Below are 22320 nucleotides of genomic sequence, written 5' to 3'. Positions count from 1 at the left end.
GCAAAGGAGAGAGCAGCCATGACGCTGGGACAGCGGATTCAGGAATTACGGAAGCAGCGCAATCTCTCCCAAGAGGGACTGGGCGAAAAGCTGGGGGTATCCCGCCAGGCGGTGTCCCGCTGGGAGATGGACGGCGCGGTGCCCGAGGTGGACAAACTGGTGGCCATGAGCCGGGTGTTTGGGGTTAGTCTCAATGACCTGCTCCAGGTGGAGGGGGGAGAAAAAACAGCCGAGAGGCAGACTGCTCCGTCCACCGGACGAGGCTGGAGGCTGGGGGTGCTGGTGCTGACCCTGGTGTGTGCCCTGTCCTTGGGCGGGAATGTGTGGCTGGGGCTGCGGAACGGAGAGCTGGAGCGGCAGCTGGTGGAGGCGGAGGAGAGCCTGGACCCGGAGCAGCCTCTGGTGGTTGGGTTTGATGTGGACTATTATTTGATGCAGCGGGATGAGGCCCTCATCTGCTATACCTTTACCGTCACCGCCGCCCGGCAGACGGAGGGCATGGAGCTGGAACTGGAGGCAGTGGACCGAAACGGCGAGGTGTATACCCTGACCATGGAGCTGGTGAGCGGGGCGGTCTACCGGGGCGAACTGGAGATGAGATACCCGGCCGGAGGGAATGCGACGGTAAGCGCCCTGGTTCGGGACGGATTGGGCAGGAGCTATACCCAGCCTGTGGCAAAGCTCTCCGGGATGGGGGGGGAAACGGAGCAGGTACAGACACTGTGGGGCAATCCCTGACCGGATGGCAGGAAGATGCGCCACTGCATGTTTGCCGCCCCGATTTCCGCTTGGATATTCCGATGGATGTTGGAACCGGTCCCAGACCGGCCCGAGGATAGGGTATAGATACTCCGTAGGGGCGGATGTCCTCATCCGCCCGCCGGAGTCTGTTGCTGAACGAAACGTAAAAAAGATATTTCGCCTGCGGGCGAGTAACTTTCTGTGCAGACAGAAAGTTACCAAAGAACTGTCTAGGGGAAGGGGGATTTCGATTTCCCCCTTCCCCTAGATACCCCATCCCCTTGAAACGACCAATCAGGGGGGACTGCGGTCCCCCCTATTGGATGTACCCCCGGGGGGTGGCGGTGCCCTAAAAGGACCAGCGGTGGAGCAACGGAGCAGGCACCGACACTCGCGGCCGGGCACAGTATCGGAACCCGGTACGTCTTACGACACGTTTTTGCTAATACCGCGCACGTTCCGGTGACGGAGCCGTCCGCCTGAGCCCTTCCGCGAGGGCGGAAAGGCAGGCGCGATGCCTCTTGTAGAAGTGGGTGGTCATTCAACCGCCTCTTAGCGGCAGCGGTTGGCGTACAGACACCAATCCTGGGCTTTTCCCGCGCTGGATGGATACAACCTCGCCCCTTGGTGGCTCCCCCGTAAAACAAATGGGGGTCCGGGGGCAGGCGGGATAGGGCATTGTAAATGCCCGTGAGCCGCCCCCGGCGGTCTTTTGGTTCCTTTTGCACCGCTGCAAAAGGAACTCGCCCGCAGGCGAAATCCTCACGCACCCATTTGTGCCCTGGCAAAGCGGGCGGATGAGGACATCCGCCCCTACGGAATGCGGGATACAAAAGAACAGCGTCTGTACCATACCTGGTACAGACGCTGTTTTATGTTGGAACAAAAGGTTCACGGCCCCAGCTTGTCCAGCCGGGCCATGAGAAACTGGGCACACAGGCCGGTAAACAGTCCGGCCAGGATGCCCGCGGGCACCAGATAGGGCAGGTAGGCCAGCACCGCCCAGGTCTTCATCACCCCGGCGGCGGCCAGCAGCTGGCCCAGATTGTGGAACACGCCTGCCACCGGGCTGCACAGCCAGATCTGCTCCCGGGTGAGAAGCCGCCGCAGCAAAAGCAGCACGCACCAGCTCAAAAGCCCCCCGGCGGCCGAGTAGATGAGGGTCATCATCTGCCCGGAAAAGACCGCCCCCAGAAACACCCGGGCGCACAGGATGAGCAGGGCGTCCCCGGGCCCCAGGGTAAACATGGCGTACACGGTGACGATGTTGGCAAGGCCCAGCTTGATGCCGGGCACAGCGGTGAGGGGAGGCAGCTGGGCCTCCACCAGGAAGATGGTGAGGGCGATGGCGGTGAGCAGAGCCAGGCGGGTGAGCCGCCTTGCCCCCTTAGCCGGTGGCGGCGTCAAGGCTGTCCCCTCCCCCCGTAATCTCAATGACCAGCTTGTTGGGCAGGCACACGATGGGTACGGTGCCGTCGGAGATATACCCCTGGTTGACGCACACCTGGTCCGGACAGCCTGCCTCCCGCACCCGGATGCGGCCGGGCTCCACCTCGATGGTGTTGGTAAAGCCGCCGGGGCCCTCCACCGTAAAGGTATAGGGCTCGGTGACGGCGGACAGGTCAATTTCCTCCACCAGCTTCCCGTCCAGGGTGATGCGGGCGACGGTCCCCTCCCCTGCCGGGCGCAGCAGCACAAAGGCAGCGCAGGCCGCCCCCACCAGCACCAGCAGCAGGAGAATCAGTTTGGCGTTGCGGCTCATGACAGCACCTGCACTTCCCGGTCCGTAAACCCGTCCCCCAGGGTGAAGGAGTCCTCCAGCCCGGCGGTGATGGCCACCGAGCCGTCCTCCCGGACAAAGACCAGCTCCACCCCCAGCTCCGGGTGGTCCCGCCAGAACGCCATCCCCTGCTCCTCCCCCAGGACGAACAGGGCGGTGGACAGTCCGTCGCACACCAGGCCCTCCGGGCCGATGACGGTGACCGACTGAAGCCCCGTGCGGGCGGGGGCGGCGGTGACCGGGTCCAGAATGTGCCAGTAAGTCACGCCGTCCTGCTCAAAGTACCGCTGGTAGCCCCCGGAGGTGACCACGGCCTTGTCGGTGACCTCCACAATGGCCAGATTCCCCTGGCCGTCCGGGTCCTGGATGGCCACCCGCCAGGGGGAGCCGTCGGGCTTACTTCCCACCGCCTGGACGTTGCCCCCCAGACTGAAAATGGCACTCTCTACCCCCAATTCGGCCATGAGCTGGGCCAGGCGGTCGCCGGTGTAACCCTTGGCCACGGCCCCCAGCTCCACCTCCATGCCCTCGGGCAGGCGGGCCCGGCTGCCCTTCAAGTCCAGCTCCAGGGCGGCATAGTCAATGCGGGAGGCCAGGTCGGTAAGCTCTTCCTCGCCGGGTACCCGGTAGTCCTTGGAGATAAAGCCCCAGGCCTGCACCGCCGGGTAGGCGGTGATATCCAGAGCGCCCCCGGTTTTCTCACACAGCGCCTGGCTGTCCGAGAGCAGGGCCAGCAGGTCCCCGTCCAGCGTGGTCCAGGCCCCGCCGGCGTGGTTGAGGGCGTAGAGAGGACTATTCTCGTCGGTGGCCGTCAGCAGGTTTTGAAGGTCATAGATAAGCTCCGTAGCCTCCGCCACCGCCTCCTCTCCCTTTCCGCCGTAGACGGTGAGGGACATCACGGTGTCCATGGCAAAGACAGTGCTCTCCGCGGCCTTGGCCTGACAGCCGGTGAGCAGACCCGCCATCAGGATCAGGGCCGCCCCCAGGGCCAAACAACGCCGGAGCACCTTACAGCACCTCCCGGTACATGGCGGCGGCGTCGTTTTTGCCCACGTTGTCCGCCACCACCAGCACCTCCACCTTCACGGTGCGCTCGCCGAAGCGCAGCTCCAGCAGGTCGCCCTCCTTCACCTCATAGCTGGCCCGCACGGGGCGGCCGTTGGCGGTGACCCGCTGGTTGTCGCAGGCCTCGTTGGCCACGGTGCGGCGCTTGATGAGGCGGGAGACTTTCAGCCATTTATCCAGACGCATAGGGTACGCTCCTTTTTCGGAAAATTGAGAAAACGGGGGCGCCGAAAAGCGCCCCCGTCAGGTAAAGTTGATTTACTCGGCCACGATGTCCTTCAGAGCCTTGCCAGCCTTGAACACGGGGGTCTTGGAGGCGGGGATCTGAATGGTCTCCATGGTCTTGGGGTTGCGGCCGGTACGGGCGGCGCGGGACTTCACCTCAAAGGAGCCAAAGCCGACCAGCTGCACCTTCTCACCCTGCTTCAGAGCCTCGGTGATGGCGTCAACGGTGGCGGTAATGGCGGCCTCAGCATCCTTCTTGGACAGCTCGGCCTTCTCGGCGACAGCCGCGATGAGCTCGGTTTTGTTCATGCTTGTTTTCCTCCTGTAAATGGACAGTGCCGCCGGGGCGACTGTCGAAAGAATATACTTAAATTCCCACAGCGGGAACTTTAAGTCCTTGTCTGGGCGTGCTCCTGCTCCTTGGCCTGGCACCACAGCTCCTCCAGCCGGGGCAGGTCCAGGCCCTCCAGAGAGCCGCCGGCCAGCGCCTCCATGTTCCGGAAGCGGCCGATGAACTTTTCACAGGCGGCGTGGAGGGTCAGCTCGCTGTCCACACCCAAGAAGCGCCCCACCTTCACCGCGGCAAAGAGCACGTCCCCCAGCTCCTCCTGGGGATTGGTGCCCTGCTCCACGGCCTGACGGAGCTCGCCCACCTCCTCGGACAGCTTGTCCAGGGCGGGGCCTGTCTCCTTCCAGTCAAAGCCCGCCTTCCGGGCCTTGTCCTGGAGCTTCTCCGCCCGCATCAGGGCGGGCAGGGACCGGGCCACCGCGTCCAGGGTGTCCCCGGCGGTCTTCTGGCCCTTCTCGGCCTTCTTCTGCTCCTCCCAGGTGGTGAGGGCCTTGTCCGAGTCCCGGGCGTCCACCCCGCCGAACACATGGGGATGGCGGAAGACCAGCTTCTTGCAGATGCCGTCCACCACGTCGTCAAAGGTGAACTGGCCGGCCTCCTCGGCCATGCGGGCGTGGAAGACCACCTGGAGTAGCACGTCCCCCAGCTCCTCCTTCAGGTGGGCGGGGTCCTGCTGATCGATGGCCTCGGCCACCTCATAGGCCTCCTCCAGCATGTTGCGCCGGATGGACTGGTGGGTCTGCTCCCGGTCCCAGGGACAGCCGTCGGGGGCCCGGAGCAGCTCCATGATCCGGAGGAGATCCTCCATCTTGTAAGAATTCGCGTAATGAAAATCTACCACAGTTTGTCGTCCTTATCAAGTTAAATTTCAATATTTACCCGTTACGGGGGAAACATACCGGAAAAAAGAGGCAAATTTTGGAGAAATGGCAACCTTAATCCAGGTGGAGCAGCCGGGCAATCTTGTCGCCCTTGGGCATCAGGGCCAGATCGTCCCGGGACAGGCACCGCAGGGCCACCACCAGTACGCCGTACACACCGATGGCCACCACGATGGCCGCCATGGAGGCAATGGCATTGCCCTTCCAGCTGAGGACGTAGGTGACCACGCCCTCGGTCTCCACCGTCTTGCGCAGCAGCCGGGACAGCAGTCCGTACACCGCCCAGGCGGAGCCGCCCATGAGGGCGGAGGCTGCAAGGGGCTTCAGGAAGATGGGCAGGTACCGGGGTCGGCCGGGGATGACCCGGGAGATGACCACCAGGTCCAGAATGAGGCACAGGCCGAAGCACAGGATGTTGCCCAGGGGGGCACCATAGATGCCTACGCCGGGCAGAGCCACCACGTTGTAGTTGGCAAAAATCTTCACCGCGCCGCCGATGACCATGATAAACACCGGCAGGTTCACAAAGCCGTGGGCCTGGAGGATGGAGTTGCACACCAGCATCATGCACACGAACACGGTGGCAAGGCCCAGGGTGGACAGCAGAGGACCGGCCAGACCCACCTCCAGCTTGCCCGCAAAGAGCAGCTGCATAATGGGCTCGCCCAGGACAAAGAGCCCCACCCCCATGGGGAAGGCCAGAAGGGCAGTGATGCGCAGGGCGGAGCCGGTGATCCGGGCGGTGCCCCGGCGGTCCCGCCGGGCCAGGGTGGCGGAGACAGCGGGAATGACGGCGGAGGTGATGGCCGCCATGAGGGAAGTGGGCAGGTTATAGATGTTCAGCGCGCCGGAGTAGTTGCCGTAGAGGGAGCGGCTCACATCCTCCAGAGTGGTGTAGAGGGTCTGAGCGGCGCTCTGGGCGGTGCCGGCGGCCAGCTCCTCCTGCACCTGCTGGCTGAGGGCAGACAGGGTGACCACTCCGCCGGAGGGCAGAGAGGCGGTCCAGGCGGTAAAGGCCTCCTTTAGGGTGGAGAAGTCCACGAAGTCGGTGTACAGCTTCCAGCTGTCCTGATTCTCCAGCAGCACCCGCTGCAGCTGGCCCTGGACCAGGGAGGAGTCAATGACGGTGACGATGCCCACCATGGAGGAGCTGATGGTAATGGGGATGGCGATGCGCAGGATGTCGGTGAGAATGCTCCGGGGGGCGTCGGGCACGTCCCGGCTGAGGGGCTCGTTGCCCCGGCCGGAGAAGAAGGCCAGCACCATGTAGGCCAGGGCCACGATGGTACCCACGGTGACGCCGGTGATGGCACCGGCGGCGGCCACGCTCTCATCCTGGCCCCCCTTGATGAGCCAGTAGGCCAGGCCCAGGCCCACCACCAGCTTGCACAGGGCCTCGATGATCTGGGAGACGGCGGTGGGGGTCATGTTGCTGTGGCCCTGGGAGTAGCCCCGGAAGGCGGACAGACAGCCCACGCAGATAACAGCAGGGGCCAGGGCGCGGATGCCCGGGGCGGCCTTGGTGTCGTGCATCAGCCCGGCCAGCCAGTCGGCCCGGAAGAACATCACCGTAAAGGACAGCACGCCCAGCACCAAAAAGAGGGCCAGGGACAATCGGAAGACCCGACGCACCTGGTTGTGGCGGCCGGTGGCGCTGGCCTCGCTCACCAGCTTGGACACGGCCACGGGCAGGCCCGCCGTGGAGATGGTGAGCAGCACGGCGTAGATGTTGTAGGCGTTATAAAAGTCGGCGCTGCCCTGGTCCCCGATGACCCACACCAGAGGGATTTTATAGAACATTCCGATGAGCTTGACAATCAGAATGCCGGCAGCCAGAACAGCGGCGCCGCCGAAGAAGGTATTCTGTTTCTGTTTTGCCACCCGGCGGGGGGCATGACCGTATGAGGGCATAGGGCTCCTCCTATAAAAAACGGATTTGGCGGTTACGCCCCAAAGACCAGGGGCAGGGCGGACTCCTTCACCTGGGCGCGGATCTGCTCCAGGTCCAGGGTCAAAAACTCGCCTTTTTCATATATGACGCGGCCCCGGCACATATTCATGGCCACGTTGGAGCCGTGGGCGGCAAAGACCAGATTCTCCGCCTCGTCATGGCAGGGAGTGAGGTTGGGGGCGGTGAAGTCCACCAGAATGAGGTCGGCGATCTTCCCCGGGGCGATGACTCCGGTGTCCGTCCGGCCCAGGGCGGCGGCTCCGCGGACGGTGGACATCTCCAGGGCGTCCCAGGCGGAGAGGGCGGAGGGGTCCTTCCCCACGCCGTTGTGAAGAACGGCGGCCAGCTTGATGTCCGAGAAGAAGTCGGCGCTGTTGTGGGAGGACATGCCGTCGGTGCCCAGAGCCACATTGACCCCAGCCTTCACCATGGCGGGGATGGGGGCCACGCCGGAGCCCAGCTTCAGGTTGGACCAGGGGTTGTGGACGCAGGAGATGTGCTTCTCCTTCATGATAACCCAGTCCTCCGGGGTGGTATACACGCAGTGGGCGGCCAGAGCCCGGCCGCAGTCCCATACCCCGTACTCGTCCAGTACCTGAATGGGAGTCTTGCCCCAGCGCTCCTGACACTCCCGGTGCTCCGAGCGGGTCTCGGACACGTGGACGTGCATGCCCAGGTTGTTCTCCCTGGCCCAGGCCCCCATGTCCTTCCACAGGGCGGGTCGGGAGGTGTACTCCCCGTGGACGCAGGCGTCCACCTTGATCTGTCCGTTGTTGTAGCCGTTCCACCGGCGGGTGAGCTCCTGGGTCTCCACACAGCCGGGGAAGGAGTCAAAGGAGTAGTCGTCGGTAAAGAGGGTGACGCCCCGGGCAATGTTAGCCGAGAGTCCCGCCTTCAGAATTTCCCCGATGATGGCGTCGCAGTGGTCGTACATGTCGGCCACGCAGGTGACGCCCGAGGCGATCATCTCCGCCAGCCCCAGGGCGGTGCCTGCCGCCACCGACTTATCGTCCAGCCGGGCCTCGGCGGGGAAGATATAGTCGTTGAGCCAGGTGTGGAGATCGCACCCGCCTCCGTACCCCCGCATGAGGGTCATGGGCAGGTGGGTGTGGGCATTGACAAAGCCGGGCAGCATCACAAGCCCGGCGCAGTCGATGACCCGCTCAAAGTCCCCCGCGGGACGGGTGGGGCCCACGTGGGTGATGCGCTCCCCCTCCACCGCCACAAAGGCGTCCCGAAGGACCTTCCGCTCGCCGTCCATGGGAAGAACGGTGACGGATTGGAATAAAATAGCCATATTAAACTCCTCGTATTACTGCCTGGGCATGCGCCAGGTCCCTTTTGTGGACGTACAGCTTGTATTCGGTCCGTACTTCCTGGTTCATGCCGAAGGTACCGCTGCGGCTTCGGGTCCCGCCGAAGGTGGGGCTGCCCAGATCCTTGAAGCGGTAGGCATAATCAATCCCCGCCCCGGCCAGGGCGTCCCGCACCTGGCTGAGGCGGTTGAAGTCATAAGTGATGAGCAATTCCGCGCGGTTAAAGGGGGTAATCATATTCAACAGCTCCTTTGGCGCGAAATGGGAGGGTTACAGCTTCCGCAGGCAGGCCCGAATGAGGCCGGAGAACTTCTCCCGGGCGGCCTCGGCGGCGTCCAGCACCTCCTGCTCGCTGAGGGGCTGGTCCAGAATGCCGGCGGCCATGTTGGAGAGCAGGGTGAAGCCCAGCACCTCCATGCCGCAGTGGCCGGCCACAATGACCTCCGGGGCGGTGGACATGCCCACCGCGTCCCCGCCCAGAATCCGGGCGGCCCGGATCTCCGCCGGGGTTTCGTACTGGGGGCCGTAGCAGTAGAAGTAGACGCCCTCCCGCAGGGGAATGCCCAGCTCGCCGGCGGCCTCATGGGCCAGCTGGCGCAGTCGCGGGGTGTAGAGATGGGAGGCGTCGGGGAAGCGGGGACCGAACTCGGGCAGGTTTTCCCCACGGAGGGGGGACTCGGAGAACATCTTGATGTGGTCGGTGATGAGCATCAGGTCCCCCGCCTGCCAGTCGGTGCGCACGCAGCCGGCGGCGTTGGTGACGATGAGGGTGTCGCAGCCCAGCAGCCGCAGCACCCGCACGGCGTAGGCCACCTCCTCGTAGGAGTAGCCCTCGTAGTGGTGCATCCGGCCCTGCATCACCGCCACATTCTGCCCCTCCAGGGTGCCGAAGACCAGGCGGCCCTTGTGGCCGGGGGCGGTGGAGGTTTTGAAGTGGGGGATGTCCTTGTAGTCCACGGCGATGGGGTTTTCCACCTCGTCCCCCAAAAAGCCCAGGCCGGAGCCCAGAATCAGGGCAATTTTAGGCGTAAAACCACCCAGCCGGGACCGGATGGCCCCGGCACTCTGGTGGTAGTGTTCCATTGTATGGGTCATAGAATGTGCTCCTTCAGGAAAGCTTGGTGCCGCAGCGGCGGCAGAACTGGTCCTCCTTGCCGCAGGGCGCGCCGCAGCCGGGGCAGGTCTGGGCCTGACGCAGGTCGGCGATGCGGGCCTTGATGTCGGCGATCTTGCCGGCGGTCTCGTCCGCCTGGGCCAGCAGCTGGGGCAGGGGGTCCTCCTCGGGCGTCTGGCCCTTGTGGGTGTTGTACATCACCTGGCCCAGCTGGCGCAGGATGTCGTTGAACTCCCCGTTCAGGTCAAAGAGCTGCACGTTCAGCTTGGCCACGTCCACCATCTGCCCGGCCTTCTTCCCGGCCACCCGGGCAGTGTCGGCGCAGGCGTCGGCCGCCACCGACGCGGTGCCGCGGATTCGGTCCATCAGTTCCTTTACCTTATCGTCCATAAAGAGGCTCCTTTCCGTGTTTCCAAATTCAGGGTACCCCTATTTTACACCAAAGCGGGCCCAAATGCAATAAAAAGGGGCCCGCGCTGCAAAAGCGCGGACCCAAAGAGAGGAGAAAATCCAAATCAAAAAGCGGCGAAACCGGCGCCGAAGGCGCGGCACTGCTCCAGAGCGGCGTCGTCCGGGGTCTCGTTGACCATGAGGCCCTCCTGGTAGAGATTGGCGTTGGCCCCCTCGGTGCGGGCCTGCCAGTCCCGCATCCACTGGCCGTCGCCCCAGCCGTAGGAGCCGAACAGGGCCACCTTCTTGCCGCTGAGCCGGCCCTCCAGCTGGGCGAAGAAGGGCTCAAACTCCGACTCCTCCAGCACTTCGGCCCCCATGGCCGGGCAGCCCAGAGCCAGCAGCGGATAGCTGAGGGCCTGGTCCACTGACACCTCGCTCACCTGCATCAGGTCCACCTCGGCCCCAGCGCCCCGGGCGCCCTCGGCGATGGCGCTGGCCATGGCCTCCGTGTTGCCGGACATGGACCAGTAGATAACAGCCATTTTACTCATAATCAGAACCTCCAATTCGGTTTGTTGAAGTGGTATATCTGCAATCCGCCGGAGCGGTTACAGGCGTCAGGCCGCCGGGAAGATCTGGGCCAGGGTGCGGCCCTCCTCCACACGGCGGTACAGGGTGTCCCGGCAGCGGCGGAAGGTCTCAAACCGGACCTTGGCCTCCTCCACATGGCCGTACACCTTCCAGGGGCCGCTGAGCTTATAGTTGCGGCCGCCATTGCGGCAGAAGCCCTCCACGTCCTCCGGGGGATAGCCCAGGAAGAGCCCCACCTCGTGGGGGAAGGGGCCCCCCTGCCCCAGCCGCCCGGACAGCACCGACAGCATGGTCTCCAGGTCGCCCTGGGCCGGGTAGCCCGCCTCCACCAGCAGCTCCCGCACCCGGGGGTCGGACAGGGAGCGCTCCAGCCGCTCCGGCCGGTACACCAGCAGGAGACAGCCCCGGGGACAGCGGCACAGCGCCCGCACCCGGATGCCCCGGGGGGCCAGCATGGCGTCGTATCGGGCGGGGAGGTCCGCCGGCTCCCCCTCCTCCGGGCGGTAGGAGATGAGATCCGCCGGCTTGATGCCCGCCAGGGAGGGAGCGCACAGCCAGGCCAGGGTGCGTTCAAAATTGGGAGAATGAGATTCCATGGTGAGGCCTCCTTTTAGTTAGTTATAGCTAACTATATGGGGAAAAGAAACTGCCCAAGGGGCAGGCGGTAGATGTTGGTTGTCATTAGTTAGCGCTTGCTAACCAATGACAAAATACCATACCGGAGAGGCCTTGTCAAGAAAAATCTGCGGGAGAATGTGACTTGCCTGTTCGACTGTCTCACTTGATGGACGGAATAGACGGGATGCTTTGCCTGCGGGCGGGGTAGGGGAAATTTCGCCCTGCGGGGCGACCTACTTTGCCCATGTCGGCAAAGTAGGCAAAACGCCACCGGGGGATGGCGTCTCGAAAAACACTCCGTGTTTTTATGCCGCCTGCCCCCGGACCCCCATATATTTTACGGGGGAGCCACCAAGAAAGTGGAACATACCCAACCGGCGCGGGAAAAGCCCAGGATGCGTGTCTGTGCGCCAATCGCTGCCGCTAAGGTTTGGTTGAATGACCACCTACTTCTACAAGAGGTATCGCGCCTGCTTTCCAGCTCTCGCGGAAGGGCTTGGGTGGACGCTTCGCCGCTGGAAAGTACTCCGGATTGGCGGAAACGCACTGTGAGACGCACCCACATTCCGGTGCCGCACCCGTCAGCGGGTCTCGTTGCCTGCTCGGACGGTTCACCGCTGAATGGTTTAGGGCACCGCCAGCCCCCGGGGGGTACATCCAATAGGGGGCCGCAATGGGGACCCAATGGAAGCCCAGCGAAGCGGGTTCCATTGGGAGAGGACGAGCGACGAAATGAGTGAGCCTTGTCCTTTAGGACGAGGCGAAGGATATGAAGTCCGCGAGGACGAGATTGGTCGTTTCAAGGGGATGGAATTTCTATCAGGGGGGAAATCGAAATCCCTCTCCCCTTTGACGGTTCTTTGGTAACTTTCTGTCCGTACAGAAAGTTACTCGCCCGCAGGCGAAACCATCCCCTCCCCACCCGCAGGAAAAATCCCCACATCCCGTTTTTGTCCCTGCAAACCTAATATGGGTCACAACAAAAAACCGGCCGCCCAACGGGCGGCCGGCAAAACAGGTCCGGACTTCGCGTAAAATCGTTTGTTCCAAACGCAGAGAGGCAGCAGGCCGCTTACATGGCCCCAACCCGGGACAGGGGCCACAGCCCCAGCACCACTTTACCAAGGACATAGTCCTCATCAATGGTGCCCAGCCGGTCATCCCGGCTGTCGGTGGAGGCGTTGCGGTTGTCGCCCATGACAAAGATGGACCCCTCCGGCACCTCCCAGTGGGTCTGCTGCATGGTGGAGACATAGGGCAGGTACATCTCCTCCCGGATATAAGGCTCGTCCAGAGGCTCCCCGTCCACATAGACGGTGCCGGTGTTGTAGTCGATGTCCACCGTCTGGCCGCCAGTGGCAATGACCCGCTTGACAATGGCCCGGTTACCCAGGAAATCAGCGGTGGTCTTGTTCAGAACTACAATGTCCCCCTGCTTGGGGGTGTAGCCCAGGGACCAAACCAGCATGAGCTCGCCGTTTTCCAGGGTGTTGTTCATGGAGTCGCCGTCCACCCGGGTGAGCCGGGCAAAGCAGTTAAAGAGCACCACCGCCACCAGGACGCAGCCCATGATCATCTGGAGCCACTCGAAAAGCTCCCGGCCGGGTTTACGCTCCTCCCCGTCGGGGGCGGCGTCCTCCGGGACAATCTCCTCCTGGGGAGGGATGTTGGATTCAAATTCTTCAGACAAGGGGATCTCCTCCTTCGTCCCAACCGGGGACGGACCAATGATGGAATGGGAGCATTATATGCTTTTTTTCCGGGAAATGCAACTCTTATACCGGCAGAGCCAGCCGGGTGACCCCGGGACGGCCCGCCAGAAGGGCACCCTCCCGGCTCTGGCAGGTGAAGAGCAGTACCTGCTGCTCCCCGGCCAGCTCCTCCAGAAGCTCCAGGGCCAGCCCCAGCCGCTCATCGTCAAAGGCGGCCAGCGCGTCATCCAGCACCAGGGGCGGCTTTTCGGGCAGGCACAGCCGGCACACCGCCAGCCGCACCGCCAGATAGAGCTGGTCCGCCGTGCCCCGGGACAGGTACAGGGCGCTGCGGGGCAGCACGTCGCCCGCACGGGCGGCGGCCCCCTCCAGCTCCCGGTTGAGGGTGACCGAGGCGTACCGCTGGCCGGTGAGGCGGCTTAAATACTGCCCGGCCAGCCGGTTCAGCTCGGGGGAGAAACGCTCCTGCAGGTGGGTGTTGGCCCGTTTCAGGGCGTCCATGGCCAGGGTGAGGGCGTCATACTCCTCCTCCCGGCGGCGGAGAGCCTCCTGCAGCTCCTCCTTCCGGGCGGCCAGGGCGGCGGGGTCGCCCACCGCCTTCTGACGGCCCAGGGCCTGGTTGAGGGCCTGACGCACCTGCTCCAGCCGCCCTGACACCTCCTCCAGGGCCCGGAGGGTCTGCTCCGGGGAGCGCTCCGGGGGTACGATGGCCTCCAGGGTGTCAAAGTCCTTTCCCCCCTGGGCCAGCAGGTCCTCCCGCCGGCGGCGGCGCTCCTCCACCCGATCCTTGGCCATGGCCAGCTCGTGTCCCAGGTTCAGGGCCCGGGACAGGGCCGCGGAGACGCCAAATTCATTTTGCACCTCCGGGGCGAAGGTGCGGACAAAGGCGGTAATATCCGCCCAGCTGTTGTCCCGCCGCGCCTTCCGGTCGTTGAGGGTGCCCCGAATCTCTTTGGAGTGCTGGGCGGCAATCTGGGCGGCCTGACAGCGCTGGGCGTAATCCCGCAGCAGCTGGTCCAGCTGCTCCCGGCTCTGGACGTGATAGCGGGCGCAGACCGTCTCCTCCGAAACGGCGGTTTTCCGTCCCCGGAACAGACAGAAGAGGCCCGACAGAAACAGCAGGACGGCGCAGGGCCCCAGAAACGCCACCCAGCTGGGATAGGCGCCGGAGAAGAGAAGCTGATAGAGCACCACCAGCAAAACTGCCCCCGCCAGCAGAGCGCCCCCGGTCACCTTCCAGCGGCGGGCCTTGTCCCGGCTCTGCTGGGCGGAGTGAAGCTGGCGCTGGACCTGCTGGACGGCCTCCTCGGCGGAAAGGCCCTGGAAGTGCTCATCCTGGGCGGCAATCTGGGCCTGGACATAGGCCTCCTCGGCCTCCTTCAGGGCGTCGGTGCCCTGGCGGATCTCATCGTCCAGCACCTTCAGGTACTGAAGCTCCCCCTGGGCCTTTTTCAGGTGCTCGGCATCGGGGATGGGGCCGTACTTGGCCTGCTCGGCGGTGAGGGCGTCCAGCTGCTCCTGAGCCTTCCGGAGCTCCTCCCCCGCCTGGGCGCAGCGGCGGTCCAAGTCCCGCCGGGCAAGGCGCTGGTGGATGGCCCGCTCCCCCTCCAGCTGGCCCAGCGCCTCCTCCAGGGCGGCGCGGCGGGCCTCCAGGGAGGCAATCTGCCCGGCGGTCTCCTCCACCTGGGCGAGGGCCTCCTCCACCTCCTCCAGCTCCTGGGTGAGCCGGGGAATGAGACCCACGCTCTTATTCACCCTCCGGCGGTTGAGCCACTCTTTGAGCCGCCCCTCCGTCTGGGAGTAGGACACGTCCTCCTCCCCCGAGGACACCAGGGCGGCGATGCGCTTTTCCAGCTCCGGGGCGGCGGTGACGGTGAGATTGCCCCCGGAGCCGATGAACGCGGAGCGCTCAAAGACCTCCCGGCCCACCCCGGTTAAAAGCTCCCCGCAGGTCTGGGCGGTGAGGCCGGGCACCGGCTCCTCCGTCCCGGTGTAGACGGCGGAGAAGGAGCCGAAAGGGGTGTTTCCCCGGGGACCCCGGCGGAGGGTGACGGCCCTCCCCTGCCACTCCAGCTCCACCTCCCCCTCCATGGGGGCGCCCGACCAGGGCTGATAACGGTTCTTGTCCGCCAGATGGCCCTTCTTGTCCCGGTCCCGGGTGTCGATGCCGTAGAGCATGGCACGCCAGAAGGCGCACCAGGTGGATTTGCCCCCCTCGTTGGGGGCCTCGATGAGGTTTAGCCCCTCCCCCAGCTCCAGCCGGGCCTTTTCCAGCTTGCCGAAGGTGGCGGTCATGGATTTGATTCTCATAGGGCGGCGTCCTCCCCTCCCTCCAGGGCGGCCAGGCCAAAGCGCACCGCCAGCTGATAGACTTCGTTGTCCGGCTCCTGCTCACAGAGGGACTGCATCTCCCGGAGGAAGAGCCCCGTCAGGGTGTCCTCCTCCCGCCGCCGCCACAGGTCCCGGGGCAGGCGGGTGTGGTCCCGGAGGGTGAGGCCGTAAAACCGGCCGGACAGGGCCCGCTCCAGGGAGGCCAGGTCGGGGGTCTCCCCCTCTCCGGTGAGCAAGATGCGGTAGATGTGGTCCTGGGTGTTCGGGGGCAGGGCGGCCTCAATGGCCCCGAGGGCGCTCTCCTCCCCGGTCAGGTCCACGGAGAGAATCTCGTACCGCCGCCGGGCCAGGGGGACAAAGCGGGTGCTGACCGACCCCTCGTCCACGTCCACAAGGAGCACGCCCTTCTCCCCCGTCTCGTCAAAGCCCCGGCCCTGGGGACAGCCCGGGTAGGCCCAATAGGTGCCCCCCGCCTTCTGAAGGCCGGAGTACTGGTGGATGTGGCCAAGGGCCAGGTAAGTAAGGCCGCTCTGGGCCATGTCCTCCGGGGAAATGGGGGCGTAGTCGGTGCCGCCCGTGGTGTCCCCGTGGAGACAGCCGATGTGGAGCGCTCCGTCCCTGGGGGCAGAGAAGCCCGCCAGAGGGGACGTGTCCTCCCGGGGGGCGGTGAAGGCACGGCCCCACACGGCGCAGTTTAACTCCGGCAGGTCGAAGCGCTCCAGCTCTCCGGAGGAAAAGACGTGGACGTTCTCCGGCCAGGTGAGGGCGGCGTACACGCTCTGGGGAGAAAAGAAGTCGTGGTTGCCCGGGGAAAGAAGGACGGGACAGGGGATGGAGCCCAGCGCCCGGGTGAGGGCCTGGGCGGTCTCCGGGTAGAAGCGGTCCCCGTCCAGAAGGTCGCCGGGCAGCAGCACCAGCTCCGCCTGCTCGGCCCGGGCCAGGGCGGCCAGGTCCTCCAGCAGCTCCCGCTGCTCCCCCCGTCGGCGCTGGGCCTGCTCCGGGGTGAGGCCGGCAAAGGGGCTGTCCAGATGGAAGTCGGCGGCATGTAAGATTCGAAGCATGGGCAAAGCCTGCCTTTCCTAGGGTAAAAGTGGGTGGATTATTCCTGGATGTCCGCCCGGCGCACCGCCGTGCAGCGCTTTTTGTCCGTGTCGATGGTGAAGAGGCAGGCGTTGAGCTTGCAGGGGCCCTCCGCCTCCTCGTACCGGCGGGGCAGGCCCCCCAGGAAGAGGTTGATGGAGTGCTCGGGGCGTATGCCCAGCACGGACCGGCTGGGGCCGGTCATCCCCAGGTCGGTGACAAAGCCGGTGCCCTTGGGGAGAATCTGGCAGTCGGCGGTGGGCACATGGGTGTGGGTGCCCCACAGGGCCTGGACCTTGCCGTCCAGGTACCAGCCCATGGCCCCCTTCTCGCTGGTGGCCTCGGCGTGGAAATCCACCACCGCCAGGTCATACCCCTCCTCCCGCAGAAGGCGGTTTGCCCCCTTGAAGGGGCTGTCCAGATTGGGGTTTAGCTCCACCCGGCCCATCAGGTTCAAAACGGCGATGCGGAACCCCTTGCAGGGGTAAATGCCCATTCCCCGGCCGGGGACCCGTCCGGCGTAGTTGGCGGGACGGAGAATGCGGGGCTCCTTGTCCAGAAAGTCCCCGATCTGAATGCGGTTCCAGGTGTGGTTGCCCAGGGTGATGACGTCCGCCCCCGCGTCCAGCATCCGCCGGGCCTGGGCGGGGGTGATGCCCACGCCGGAGGCGTTCTCTCCGTTGACCACCACGAAGTGGGCGCCGGTCTCCTCCCGCAGCTCCATGAGCCGGCGGGCCAGAATGTCCTGGCCCCCCTCGCCCACCACGTCGCCAACCGCCAGTATGTTCAGCAGCATAGGCAAAAGCTCCTCTCTCCGCGCCCCCTCCGGGGCGCCTTAACATCTCATTATACTGGATTTTCCAGCCCCGCGCAACCGAAAAGCGCCGCACCCGACCTGAGCGGTTGGTAAGGTGTAGATTATAGGACATTCCGAAATAAATTTTGGTTGCGGCGCAAAATAAAAGCAGGTACAATAAATTCAAGGAAAAATTAAGGAAATTTGCTGTCCCAATTATAGACAAGGGAGATGGTAAGATTGAAAAAGCTATTTCTTGCGATCGCAGTGGCAATTCTGTTAGCAGGCTGTTCTGGAAACACAGAATCAGGCAGCCAGGAGCCAGCACGCAGACCCAGTGAAAGCGTAGAAGAACCGCAGATAGCGCCGCTAACCGAAGATGAAATAAAGAGGATGTACTCCTCTCCGGAAGACTATATTGGACGAACCGTGGAACTTGTAGGGCAAGTGTTTGCCGGTGTTGACTATGACGAGGACGGCGTGTATTTCCAGATGTGGGCTGACGCTGAAAATTTTAATAACAATACGGTTGTTGCCTACCTGGACCCTTCTTTTACAGTGGAAGATAATCAGTATGTTCGCGTAAAGGGAACGGTTGCGGATGTACTGGTAGGCGAAAATATGATGGGAGCAACGGTTACGGCTCCCTTAATCCGCGCAGATGAACTTGCGGTATTGACATATAAAGAGGCAGTTATGCCGACCATTGCTGTGGCTGAGGCGACGACAAAAACCATTGAACAACGGGGGTATTCCGTAACCGTCCAAACGGTGGAATTGGCAGAAGAGGAAACACGGGCATACATTTCTGTGACCAATAATGGAAGCAGTACGTTTAGCTTGTATGAATTCAACATGCTTTTGATTCAGGACGGAACGCAATACGAATATACGTGGAATTTTATGGCAGATTATCCGGAACTGCAAACAGATATACGTCCAGGAATAACTTCAGAGGGTGTTGTTGTATTTCCCGCTATTAAAGAGGCTCCATTCCAAATCATTATGGAGGGCGACTCCGGTGATTGGAATGAAGAGCTGGAAGAATATATTTTTGATTTTAATATCTCTGAGAAAGAGGAATAGAAAAAGATGCGCCCGGATAGGGCGCATCTTTTTTATTGCTATTTCCTATGGTGCGTTTGGAGATGTAGAAGGGCAAGTTTACAAAGAATTTAGAAATAATTCAGATTACCTTCAGCACCGGGAGGTAAGATGGGACGGAACATGTTTGGAAAAGGAGGCGCGAGCCTTGGTTGAGGTAAACGACCTTGTAAAGCGGTATGGAAATCACCTGGCGGTGGACCATTTGAGCTTCCGGGTGGAAGCGGGTCAGGTCTACGGCTTTTTGGGGCCCAACGGCGCGGGAAAATCCACCACCATGAATTTGATGACGGGTTATCTGGGCCCCACGTCGGGCCAGGTGCTGGTGGACGGAGTGAGCGTGACCGAGGACCCGGAGCGGGCCAAGCGGTCCATCGGCTATCTGCCCGAGCTGCCCCCCTCTACCCCGACATGGGAGTGGAGGAATACCTGTTTTTCTGCGCCCGGCTCAAGCGGGTCCCCAAGGGGGAGTGGGAGAGCCAGGTGGACCGGGTGATGGAGATGACGGACACCGCCGCGGTGGCCGACCGGCTCATCGCCCACCTGTCCAAGGGCTATAAGCAGCGGGTGGGGCTGGCCCAGGCCCTGCTGGGCTTCCCCAAACTGCTCATTCTGGACGAGCCCACCGTGGGCCTGGACCCCAAGCAGATTCTGGAGATGCGCACCCTCATCCGCCAGCTGGCCAAGGACCACACCATTCTCCTCTCCTCCCACATCCTCTCCGAGGTGCAGGAGGTGTGCGACCACGTGCTCATCATCAACCACGGCAAAAAGGTGGCCGACGGCACCCCCGCCCAACTCACCGCCATGCTTACCGGGGCCTCCGCCCTGCTGGTGACGGTGCGGGGCGAGGCGGGGAAGGCCCAGACCCTGCTGGAGGGGGCCGTCCCCGGGGGACGGGTCATCCACCTGGCGGGCGACGGGGCGGAGAGCGCCTTCCGGGTGGAGCCCACCCCGGGCAGCGACCCCCGGGAGGCCATTTTCCGGGCCTGCGCCGGGGCCGATCTGCCCCTTTTGGACATGCACTATGACGCCATGAGCCTGGAGGACGTGTTCCTGCGGCTCACCGACGACCAGCCTGAGGCGGCTGAGGAGGTGCCCGACGAAGGGGCCCAGGACAGGGAGAAAGGAGGAGAGGAAGAATGAGCGCCATTTACCGCCGGGAGGTGGGGGCCTACTTCCACTCCATGATCGGCTATGTGTATATGGCCGTGCTGCTGTTCTTCAACGGCTTTTACTTCATGGCCTACAATCTCAATTACGGCTACACCCACTACTCCTATGCTCTTTACAGCCAGGTGGTGGTTCTGCTGCTGGCCGTGCCCATCCTCACCATGCGCAGCATGGCCGAGGAGCGCCGCAGCCGCACTGACCAGCTGCTGCTCACCAGCCCCGTCACCCTCTGGGGTATCGTGTGGGGCAAGTATCTGGCCATGGTCACCGTGCTGGCCGTCCCCATGGCGGTGAGCGCCCTGTGCCCCATGATTCTGGCCATGTGCGGCACCGCCCACCTGGGGGCCGACTACGCCGCCCTCTTTACCTTCTTCCTGCTGGCCTGCGTCTTTGCCGCGGTGGGCCTGTTCCTCTCCTCCCTCACCGAGAGCCAGGTCATCGCCGCTGTGGGTACCTTCGCCACCCTGCTCATTTTGTACCTGTGGGACAACGTGGCCGAATTCCTCCCCGGCGTGCTGGGGGAGCTGGCCGCCGGCTTCTCCTTCACCGCCCCCATGGACAATATTGTCAATTACAGCCTCTTTGATCTGGGGGGCGTGGTGCTCTACCTGTCCATGGCGGGACTGTTCCTGTTTTTGACCGTCCAGACGCTGCAAAAGCGCCGCTGGGCCTGAGAGAAGGAGGCGTATCATGAAAAAACACTTCCGTTCCTGGGCCCGGGGGGGCTATCTGGCGGGAGCCACCGCTCTGGCGGTGGCCCTGGTGGTGGCCCTCAATCTGATGGTGGGCCAGCTGCCCTCCTCGGTCACCGAGAAGGATTTGACCGACAACAGCCTCTATGACATTACCGACACCTCCCGGGACTTCCTGTCCTCCCTGGACAAGGATGTGGAGATTGTGGTGCTGGCCGAGGAGAGCTCCATGGACGGCCGGATCACCAAGTTCCTGGAGCTCTATGAGGCCCTCAGCGACCACCTCACCGTCACCTACATTGACCCGGTGGCCAGCCCCGCTGCCGCCGCGGAGTACCAGGCCGAGTCGGGCAGCCTGGTGGTCACCTGTGAGGACACCGGCCGCTCCCGCACCCTTTCCCAGAATGACCTCATCGTCTATGAGATGGACTACAACTACTGGTACAGCTATGAGAGCGCCTTCGATGCCGAGGGCCAGCTCACCTCCGCGGTGAGCTACGTCACCAGCGAGAGCACCCAGACCGTCTACACCCTCACCGGCCACGGGGAGAGCGACCTGCCCTCTGTGCTGTCGGAGGACCTGGAGAAGGCCAACCTCACCGTCAGTGAGCTGAGCCTCCTTATGGAGGGGACCGTCCCCGAGGACGCCTCCCTGGTGCTGGTGAACGTCCCCACCTCCGACCTGGCCACCGAGGAGGCCCAGATGCTGGAGGACTACGTCACCGGCGGCGGCCACATCCTGCTGCTGGTGGACCAGGACAAGGGCGCCCTGCCCAACCTGGAGGGTCTCATGGAGCGGGCGGGCCTGGGCATGGCCTCCGGCTACATCGCCGACCCCCAGCGCTGCTACCGCAGCCTCCAGGGCCAGGACAGCTATTATAGCCTGGCTCCCAACTTCACCGTGGGCTCGCTGGCGGGCAGCCTGTCCTCTGACAGCCAGTTCATGATCCTCAACACCCGTGGCTTTGTCCAGCTGGAGACCCTGCGGGACGACGTCACCGTGGAGACGGTGCTCACCACCTCGGAGGAGGCCTACGCCGTCACCCAGGAGGAGCAGACCCAGGGACAGTATCTGCTGGGCGCCGTCTCCACCCTGGGGGACAACCAGGGCACCCTGACCGTCTTCTCTGCCGCCCTGGTGAACGAGGCGGTCCTCACCTACTACCCCAGCATGGGCAACGAGCAGCTCTTTGTCAACGCCGTCACCGCCCACATGGACCAGTCCAGCACCTTCTCCATCCCCTCCAAGAGTCTGGAGGAGACCTATAACACCATTCCCTTTAACGGCCCCCTCAGCTTCCTCTTTGTCATTGTGCTGCCGGTGGGCACCCTGATTCTGGGCCTTGCCATCTGGCTGAAAAGGAGGCGCCGCTGATGAACAAACAGACCAGAACCCTGGTGGTGCTGGCCGTCCTGGTGGTGGTCTGCCTGGGGGGCTACTTTGCCCTGAAGGGCTGGAACCAGGCCCAGGAGGAGGCGGAGCACACCTACCTGGCTCAAATCGCCGACGTGAACCACATTGCCTTCGACAAGGACGGCCAGGCCCTGGCCTTCACCTGGGACGGGACGGACACCTGGACCTACGACGGAGACGGGGCCTTCCCCGTGGACGGGGACGACCTGGACGCCATTGCCCAGCTCTTTGAGAGCCTGGAGGCCCAGAAGGTCATTGACGAGCCCGAGGAGCTGTCCTCCTACGGCCTGGATGAGCCCCAGCGCACCGTGACGGCGGAGGGTGAGAGCGGCAGCGTGACCATCCTGCTGGGCGACACGGTGGACAGCTACACCTACGCCATGGTGGAGGGGGAGGAAGGAAGGGTGTACACCATTCCCTCGGACCTCTTTGACAAAACCGACTGCACCCTGCTCCAGCTGGGCGAGCCCCAGCAGCTCCCCTCTTTGAAGGAGGAGAATGTGGAGGCGGTGACCCTCACCAAGGGGGAGCAGACGGTGTCCCTCACCAAGAGCGCCCGCACCGAGACCATCGAGACCGGCGAGAACGACGAGGAGGGCAACCCGGTCACCGAGGAGGTCACCGAGTACACCTGGTATCTGGACGGGGCCGAGCTGCCCCAGGACAGCCAGGCGGTGGATGATCTGCTCTCCGCCCTGGCCCAGCTGAGCTTTACGGAGTGCCTGGCCTACCAGTCCGCCCAGGAGGAGCTGGAGGCCATGGGCCTCGCCGGGACGGACACCCTCACCCTCAATGTGACCTACGGCGACGGTCAGACCCTGAAGCTGCTGTGCGGCATCCTCACCGGGGAGGAGAGCGAGAGCGTCTACGCCATGGAGGAGGGCTCGGACATGGTCCACGCCCTCAGTAATTCCACGGCGGACAACCTCGCCTCCCTGCTGGAGGCCGACTGGACAGCCGTGCCCGAAACCGAAGACTAAATCAAAATCCCCCG

At 63.7% G+C, this 22320-nt stretch carries 24 protein-coding genes; 7 read left to right on the top strand and 17 right to left on the bottom strand.

Annotated features, from left to right (window positions below):
* Window positions 1–18: 18 nt before the first annotated feature.
* Window positions 19–738, top strand: coding sequence for a helix-turn-helix transcriptional regulator (locus DWX58_RS05145; protein WP_118641886.1), 720 nt, complete (start codon window positions 19–21; stop codon window positions 736–738).
* Window positions 739–1632: 894 nt separating this feature from the next.
* Here DWX58_RS05145 and DWX58_RS05140 read toward each other — a convergent pair.
* From DWX58_RS05140 to DWX58_RS05060, 17 genes are all read right to left on the bottom strand, one after another.
* Window positions 1633–2148, bottom strand: coding sequence for a Gx transporter family protein (locus DWX58_RS05140; protein WP_118641885.1), 516 nt, complete (start codon window positions 2146–2148; stop codon window positions 1633–1635).
* Entirely contained in the window at window positions 2129–2503 is a 375-nt protein-coding gene (locus DWX58_RS05135; RefSeq protein ID WP_118641884.1) for a NusG domain II-containing protein, read from the bottom strand. Before DWX58_RS05135 ends, DWX58_RS05140 begins: the two co-directional genes overlap by 20 nt.
* Complete coding sequence (locus DWX58_RS05130) at window positions 2500–3528, bottom strand: FAD:protein FMN transferase (protein ID WP_243093262.1); 1029 nt, start codon at window positions 3526–3528, stop codon at window positions 2500–2502. Before DWX58_RS05130 ends, DWX58_RS05135 begins: the two co-directional genes overlap by 4 nt.
* A 1-nt stretch (window position 3529) precedes the next feature.
* Window positions 3530–3772 carry an RNA-binding S4 domain-containing protein gene (locus DWX58_RS05125; protein WP_118641883.1) on the bottom strand — a complete coding sequence of 81 codons (243 nt, stop codon included), beginning with the start codon at window positions 3770–3772 and terminating at the stop codon, window positions 3530–3532.
* A gap of 72 nt (window positions 3773–3844) precedes the next feature.
* Window positions 3845–4120 carry an HU family DNA-binding protein gene (locus DWX58_RS05120; RefSeq protein ID WP_118641882.1) on the bottom strand — a complete coding sequence of 92 codons (276 nt, stop codon included), beginning with the start codon at window positions 4118–4120 and terminating at the stop codon, window positions 3845–3847.
* Between the two features lie 80 nt (window positions 4121–4200).
* Window positions 4201–5001 (bottom strand): nucleoside triphosphate pyrophosphohydrolase, encoded by an 801-nt coding sequence (gene mazG / locus DWX58_RS05115; protein ID WP_118641881.1) that lies wholly within the window; start codon window positions 4999–5001, stop codon window positions 4201–4203.
* A 94-nt stretch (window positions 5002–5095) separates the two neighbouring features.
* Window positions 5096–6952: a polysaccharide biosynthesis protein gene (locus DWX58_RS05110; protein WP_118641880.1), complete on the bottom strand. Its 1857-nt coding sequence runs from the start codon at window positions 6950–6952 to the stop codon at window positions 5096–5098.
* Between the two features lie 32 nt (window positions 6953–6984).
* A complete protein-coding gene (locus DWX58_RS05105) occupies window positions 6985–8289 on the bottom strand; it encodes an amidohydrolase (protein WP_118641879.1) in 1305 nt (434 codons plus the stop codon).
* Between the two features lies 1 nt (window position 8290).
* Window positions 8291–8545, bottom strand: a complete 255-nt coding sequence (locus tag DWX58_RS05100) for a hypothetical protein (protein ID WP_118641878.1) — start codon at window positions 8543–8545, stop codon at window positions 8291–8293.
* Between the two features lie 33 nt (window positions 8546–8578).
* Window positions 8579–9403, bottom strand: a complete 825-nt coding sequence (locus DWX58_RS05095) for a purine-nucleoside phosphorylase (RefSeq protein WP_199648682.1) — start codon at window positions 9401–9403, stop codon at window positions 8579–8581.
* Window positions 9404–9416: 13 nt separating this feature from the next.
* Window positions 9417–9812, bottom strand: coding sequence for a zinc ribbon domain-containing protein (locus tag DWX58_RS05090; RefSeq protein ID WP_118641877.1), 396 nt, complete (start codon window positions 9810–9812; stop codon window positions 9417–9419).
* 125 nt (window positions 9813–9937) lie between these two features.
* Window positions 9938–10366, bottom strand: coding sequence for a flavodoxin (locus tag DWX58_RS05085; RefSeq protein ID WP_118641876.1), 429 nt, complete (start codon window positions 10364–10366; stop codon window positions 9938–9940).
* Between the two features lie 66 nt (window positions 10367–10432).
* Window positions 10433–11002: a DUF3793 family protein gene (locus DWX58_RS05080; protein WP_118641875.1), complete on the bottom strand. Its 570-nt coding sequence runs from the start codon at window positions 11000–11002 to the stop codon at window positions 10433–10435.
* Between the two features lie 1094 nt (window positions 11003–12096).
* The gene (gene lepB / locus DWX58_RS05075; protein WP_243093261.1) at window positions 12097–12714 is read right to left on the bottom strand and encodes a signal peptidase I; all 618 of its coding nucleotides are present in this window, start codon (window positions 12712–12714) and stop codon (window positions 12097–12099) included.
* Between the two features lie 85 nt (window positions 12715–12799).
* The gene (locus DWX58_RS15845; protein ID WP_118641874.1) at window positions 12800–15046 is read right to left on the bottom strand and encodes an AAA family ATPase; all 2247 of its coding nucleotides are present in this window, start codon (window positions 15044–15046) and stop codon (window positions 12800–12802) included.
* Window positions 15043–16128 (bottom strand): DNA repair exonuclease, encoded by a 1086-nt coding sequence (locus DWX58_RS05065; RefSeq protein ID WP_118641990.1) that lies wholly within the window; start codon window positions 16126–16128, stop codon window positions 15043–15045. Before DWX58_RS05065 ends, DWX58_RS15845 begins: the two co-directional genes overlap by 4 nt.
* A 38-nt stretch (window positions 16129–16166) precedes the next feature.
* A complete protein-coding gene (locus DWX58_RS05060) occupies window positions 16167–16943 on the bottom strand; it encodes a TIGR00282 family metallophosphoesterase (protein ID WP_118641873.1) in 777 nt (258 codons plus the stop codon).
* A gap of 240 nt (window positions 16944–17183) precedes the next feature.
* On the opposite strand from DWX58_RS05060, the gene DWX58_RS05055 reads away from it, so the two are divergent.
* From DWX58_RS05055 to DWX58_RS05035, 6 genes are all read left to right on the top strand, one after another.
* Window positions 17184–18029: a hypothetical protein gene (locus DWX58_RS05055; protein WP_118641872.1), complete on the top strand. Its 846-nt coding sequence runs from the start codon at window positions 17184–17186 to the stop codon at window positions 18027–18029.
* Window positions 18030–18195: 166 nt separating this feature from the next.
* On the top strand, window positions 18196–18543 hold the full coding sequence (locus DWX58_RS15955; RefSeq protein ID WP_347559150.1) for an ATP-binding cassette domain-containing protein: 348 nt from the start codon (window positions 18196–18198) through the stop codon (window positions 18541–18543).
* Entirely contained in the window at window positions 18459–19193 is a 735-nt protein-coding gene (locus DWX58_RS05050) for an ABC transporter ATP-binding protein (protein ID WP_347559149.1), read from the top strand. The genes DWX58_RS15955 and DWX58_RS05050 overlap by 85 nt, the downstream gene beginning before the upstream one ends.
* Window positions 19190–19894, top strand: coding sequence for an ABC transporter permease subunit (locus DWX58_RS05045; RefSeq protein WP_118641871.1), 705 nt, complete (start codon window positions 19190–19192; stop codon window positions 19892–19894). Before DWX58_RS05050 ends, DWX58_RS05045 begins: the two co-directional genes overlap by 4 nt.
* Before the next feature lie 16 nt (window positions 19895–19910).
* Window positions 19911–21287: a GldG family protein gene (locus DWX58_RS05040; protein WP_118641870.1), complete on the top strand. Its 1377-nt coding sequence runs from the start codon at window positions 19911–19913 to the stop codon at window positions 21285–21287.
* Window positions 21287–22306 (top strand): DUF4340 domain-containing protein, encoded by a 1020-nt coding sequence (locus DWX58_RS05035; protein ID WP_118641869.1) that lies wholly within the window; start codon window positions 21287–21289, stop codon window positions 22304–22306. Before DWX58_RS05040 ends, DWX58_RS05035 begins: the two co-directional genes overlap by 1 nt.
* Window positions 22307–22320: the final 14 nt, after the last annotated feature.

Source organism: Pseudoflavonifractor sp. AF19-9AC, from assembly GCF_003478995.1.
Lineage (GTDB): Bacteria > Bacillota > Clostridia > Oscillospirales > Oscillospiraceae > Lawsonibacter.
This window is presented reverse-complemented; position numbering and strand designations above follow the sequence as displayed.

Coding starts and splice junctions, on each gene's coding strand:
- DWX58_RS05145 (WP_118641886.1), top strand. CDS start 19: ATGACGCTGGGACAGCGGATTCAGGAATTACGGAAGCAGCGCAATCTC.
- DWX58_RS05135 (WP_118641884.1), bottom strand. CDS start 2,503: ATGAGCCGCAACGCCAAACTGATTCTCCTGCTGCTGGTGCTGGTGGGG.
- DWX58_RS05125 (WP_118641883.1), bottom strand. CDS start 3,772: ATGCGTCTGGATAAATGGCTGAAAGTCTCCCGCCTCATCAAGCGCCGC.
- DWX58_RS05120 (WP_118641882.1), bottom strand. CDS start 4,120: ATGAACAAAACCGAGCTCATCGCGGCTGTCGCCGAGAAGGCCGAGCTG.
- DWX58_RS05110 (WP_118641880.1), bottom strand. CDS start 6,952: ATGCCCTCATACGGTCATGCCCCCCGCCGGGTGGCAAAACAGAAACAG.
- DWX58_RS05105 (WP_118641879.1), bottom strand. CDS start 8,289: ATGGCTATTTTATTCCAATCCGTCACCGTTCTTCCCATGGACGGCGAG.
- DWX58_RS05100 (WP_118641878.1), bottom strand. CDS start 8,545: ATGATTACCCCCTTTAACCGCGCGGAATTGCTCATCACTTATGACTTC.
- DWX58_RS05095 (WP_199648682.1), bottom strand. CDS start 9,403: ATGACCCATACAATGGAACACTACCACCAGAGTGCCGGGGCCATCCGG.
- DWX58_RS05090 (WP_118641877.1), bottom strand. CDS start 9,812: ATGGACGATAAGGTAAAGGAACTGATGGACCGAATCCGCGGCACCGCG.
- DWX58_RS05085 (WP_118641876.1), bottom strand. CDS start 10,366: ATGAGTAAAATGGCTGTTATCTACTGGTCCATGTCCGGCAACACGGAG.
- DWX58_RS05080 (WP_118641875.1), bottom strand. CDS start 11,002: ATGGAATCTCATTCTCCCAATTTTGAACGCACCCTGGCCTGGCTGTGC.
- DWX58_RS15845 (WP_118641874.1), bottom strand. CDS start 15,046: ATGAGAATCAAATCCATGACCGCCACCTTCGGCAAGCTGGAAAAGGCC.
- DWX58_RS05065 (WP_118641990.1), bottom strand. CDS start 16,128: ATGCTTCGAATCTTACATGCCGCCGACTTCCATCTGGACAGCCCCTTT.
- DWX58_RS05060 (WP_118641873.1), bottom strand. CDS start 16,943: ATGCTGCTGAACATACTGGCGGTTGGCGACGTGGTGGGCGAGGGGGGC.
- DWX58_RS05050 (WP_347559149.1), top strand. CDS start 18,459: ATGGGAGTGGAGGAATACCTGTTTTTCTGCGCCCGGCTCAAGCGGGTC.
- DWX58_RS05045 (WP_118641871.1), top strand. CDS start 19,190: ATGAGCGCCATTTACCGCCGGGAGGTGGGGGCCTACTTCCACTCCATG.
- DWX58_RS05040 (WP_118641870.1), top strand. CDS start 19,911: ATGAAAAAACACTTCCGTTCCTGGGCCCGGGGGGGCTATCTGGCGGGA.
- DWX58_RS05035 (WP_118641869.1), top strand. CDS start 21,287: ATGAACAAACAGACCAGAACCCTGGTGGTGCTGGCCGTCCTGGTGGTG.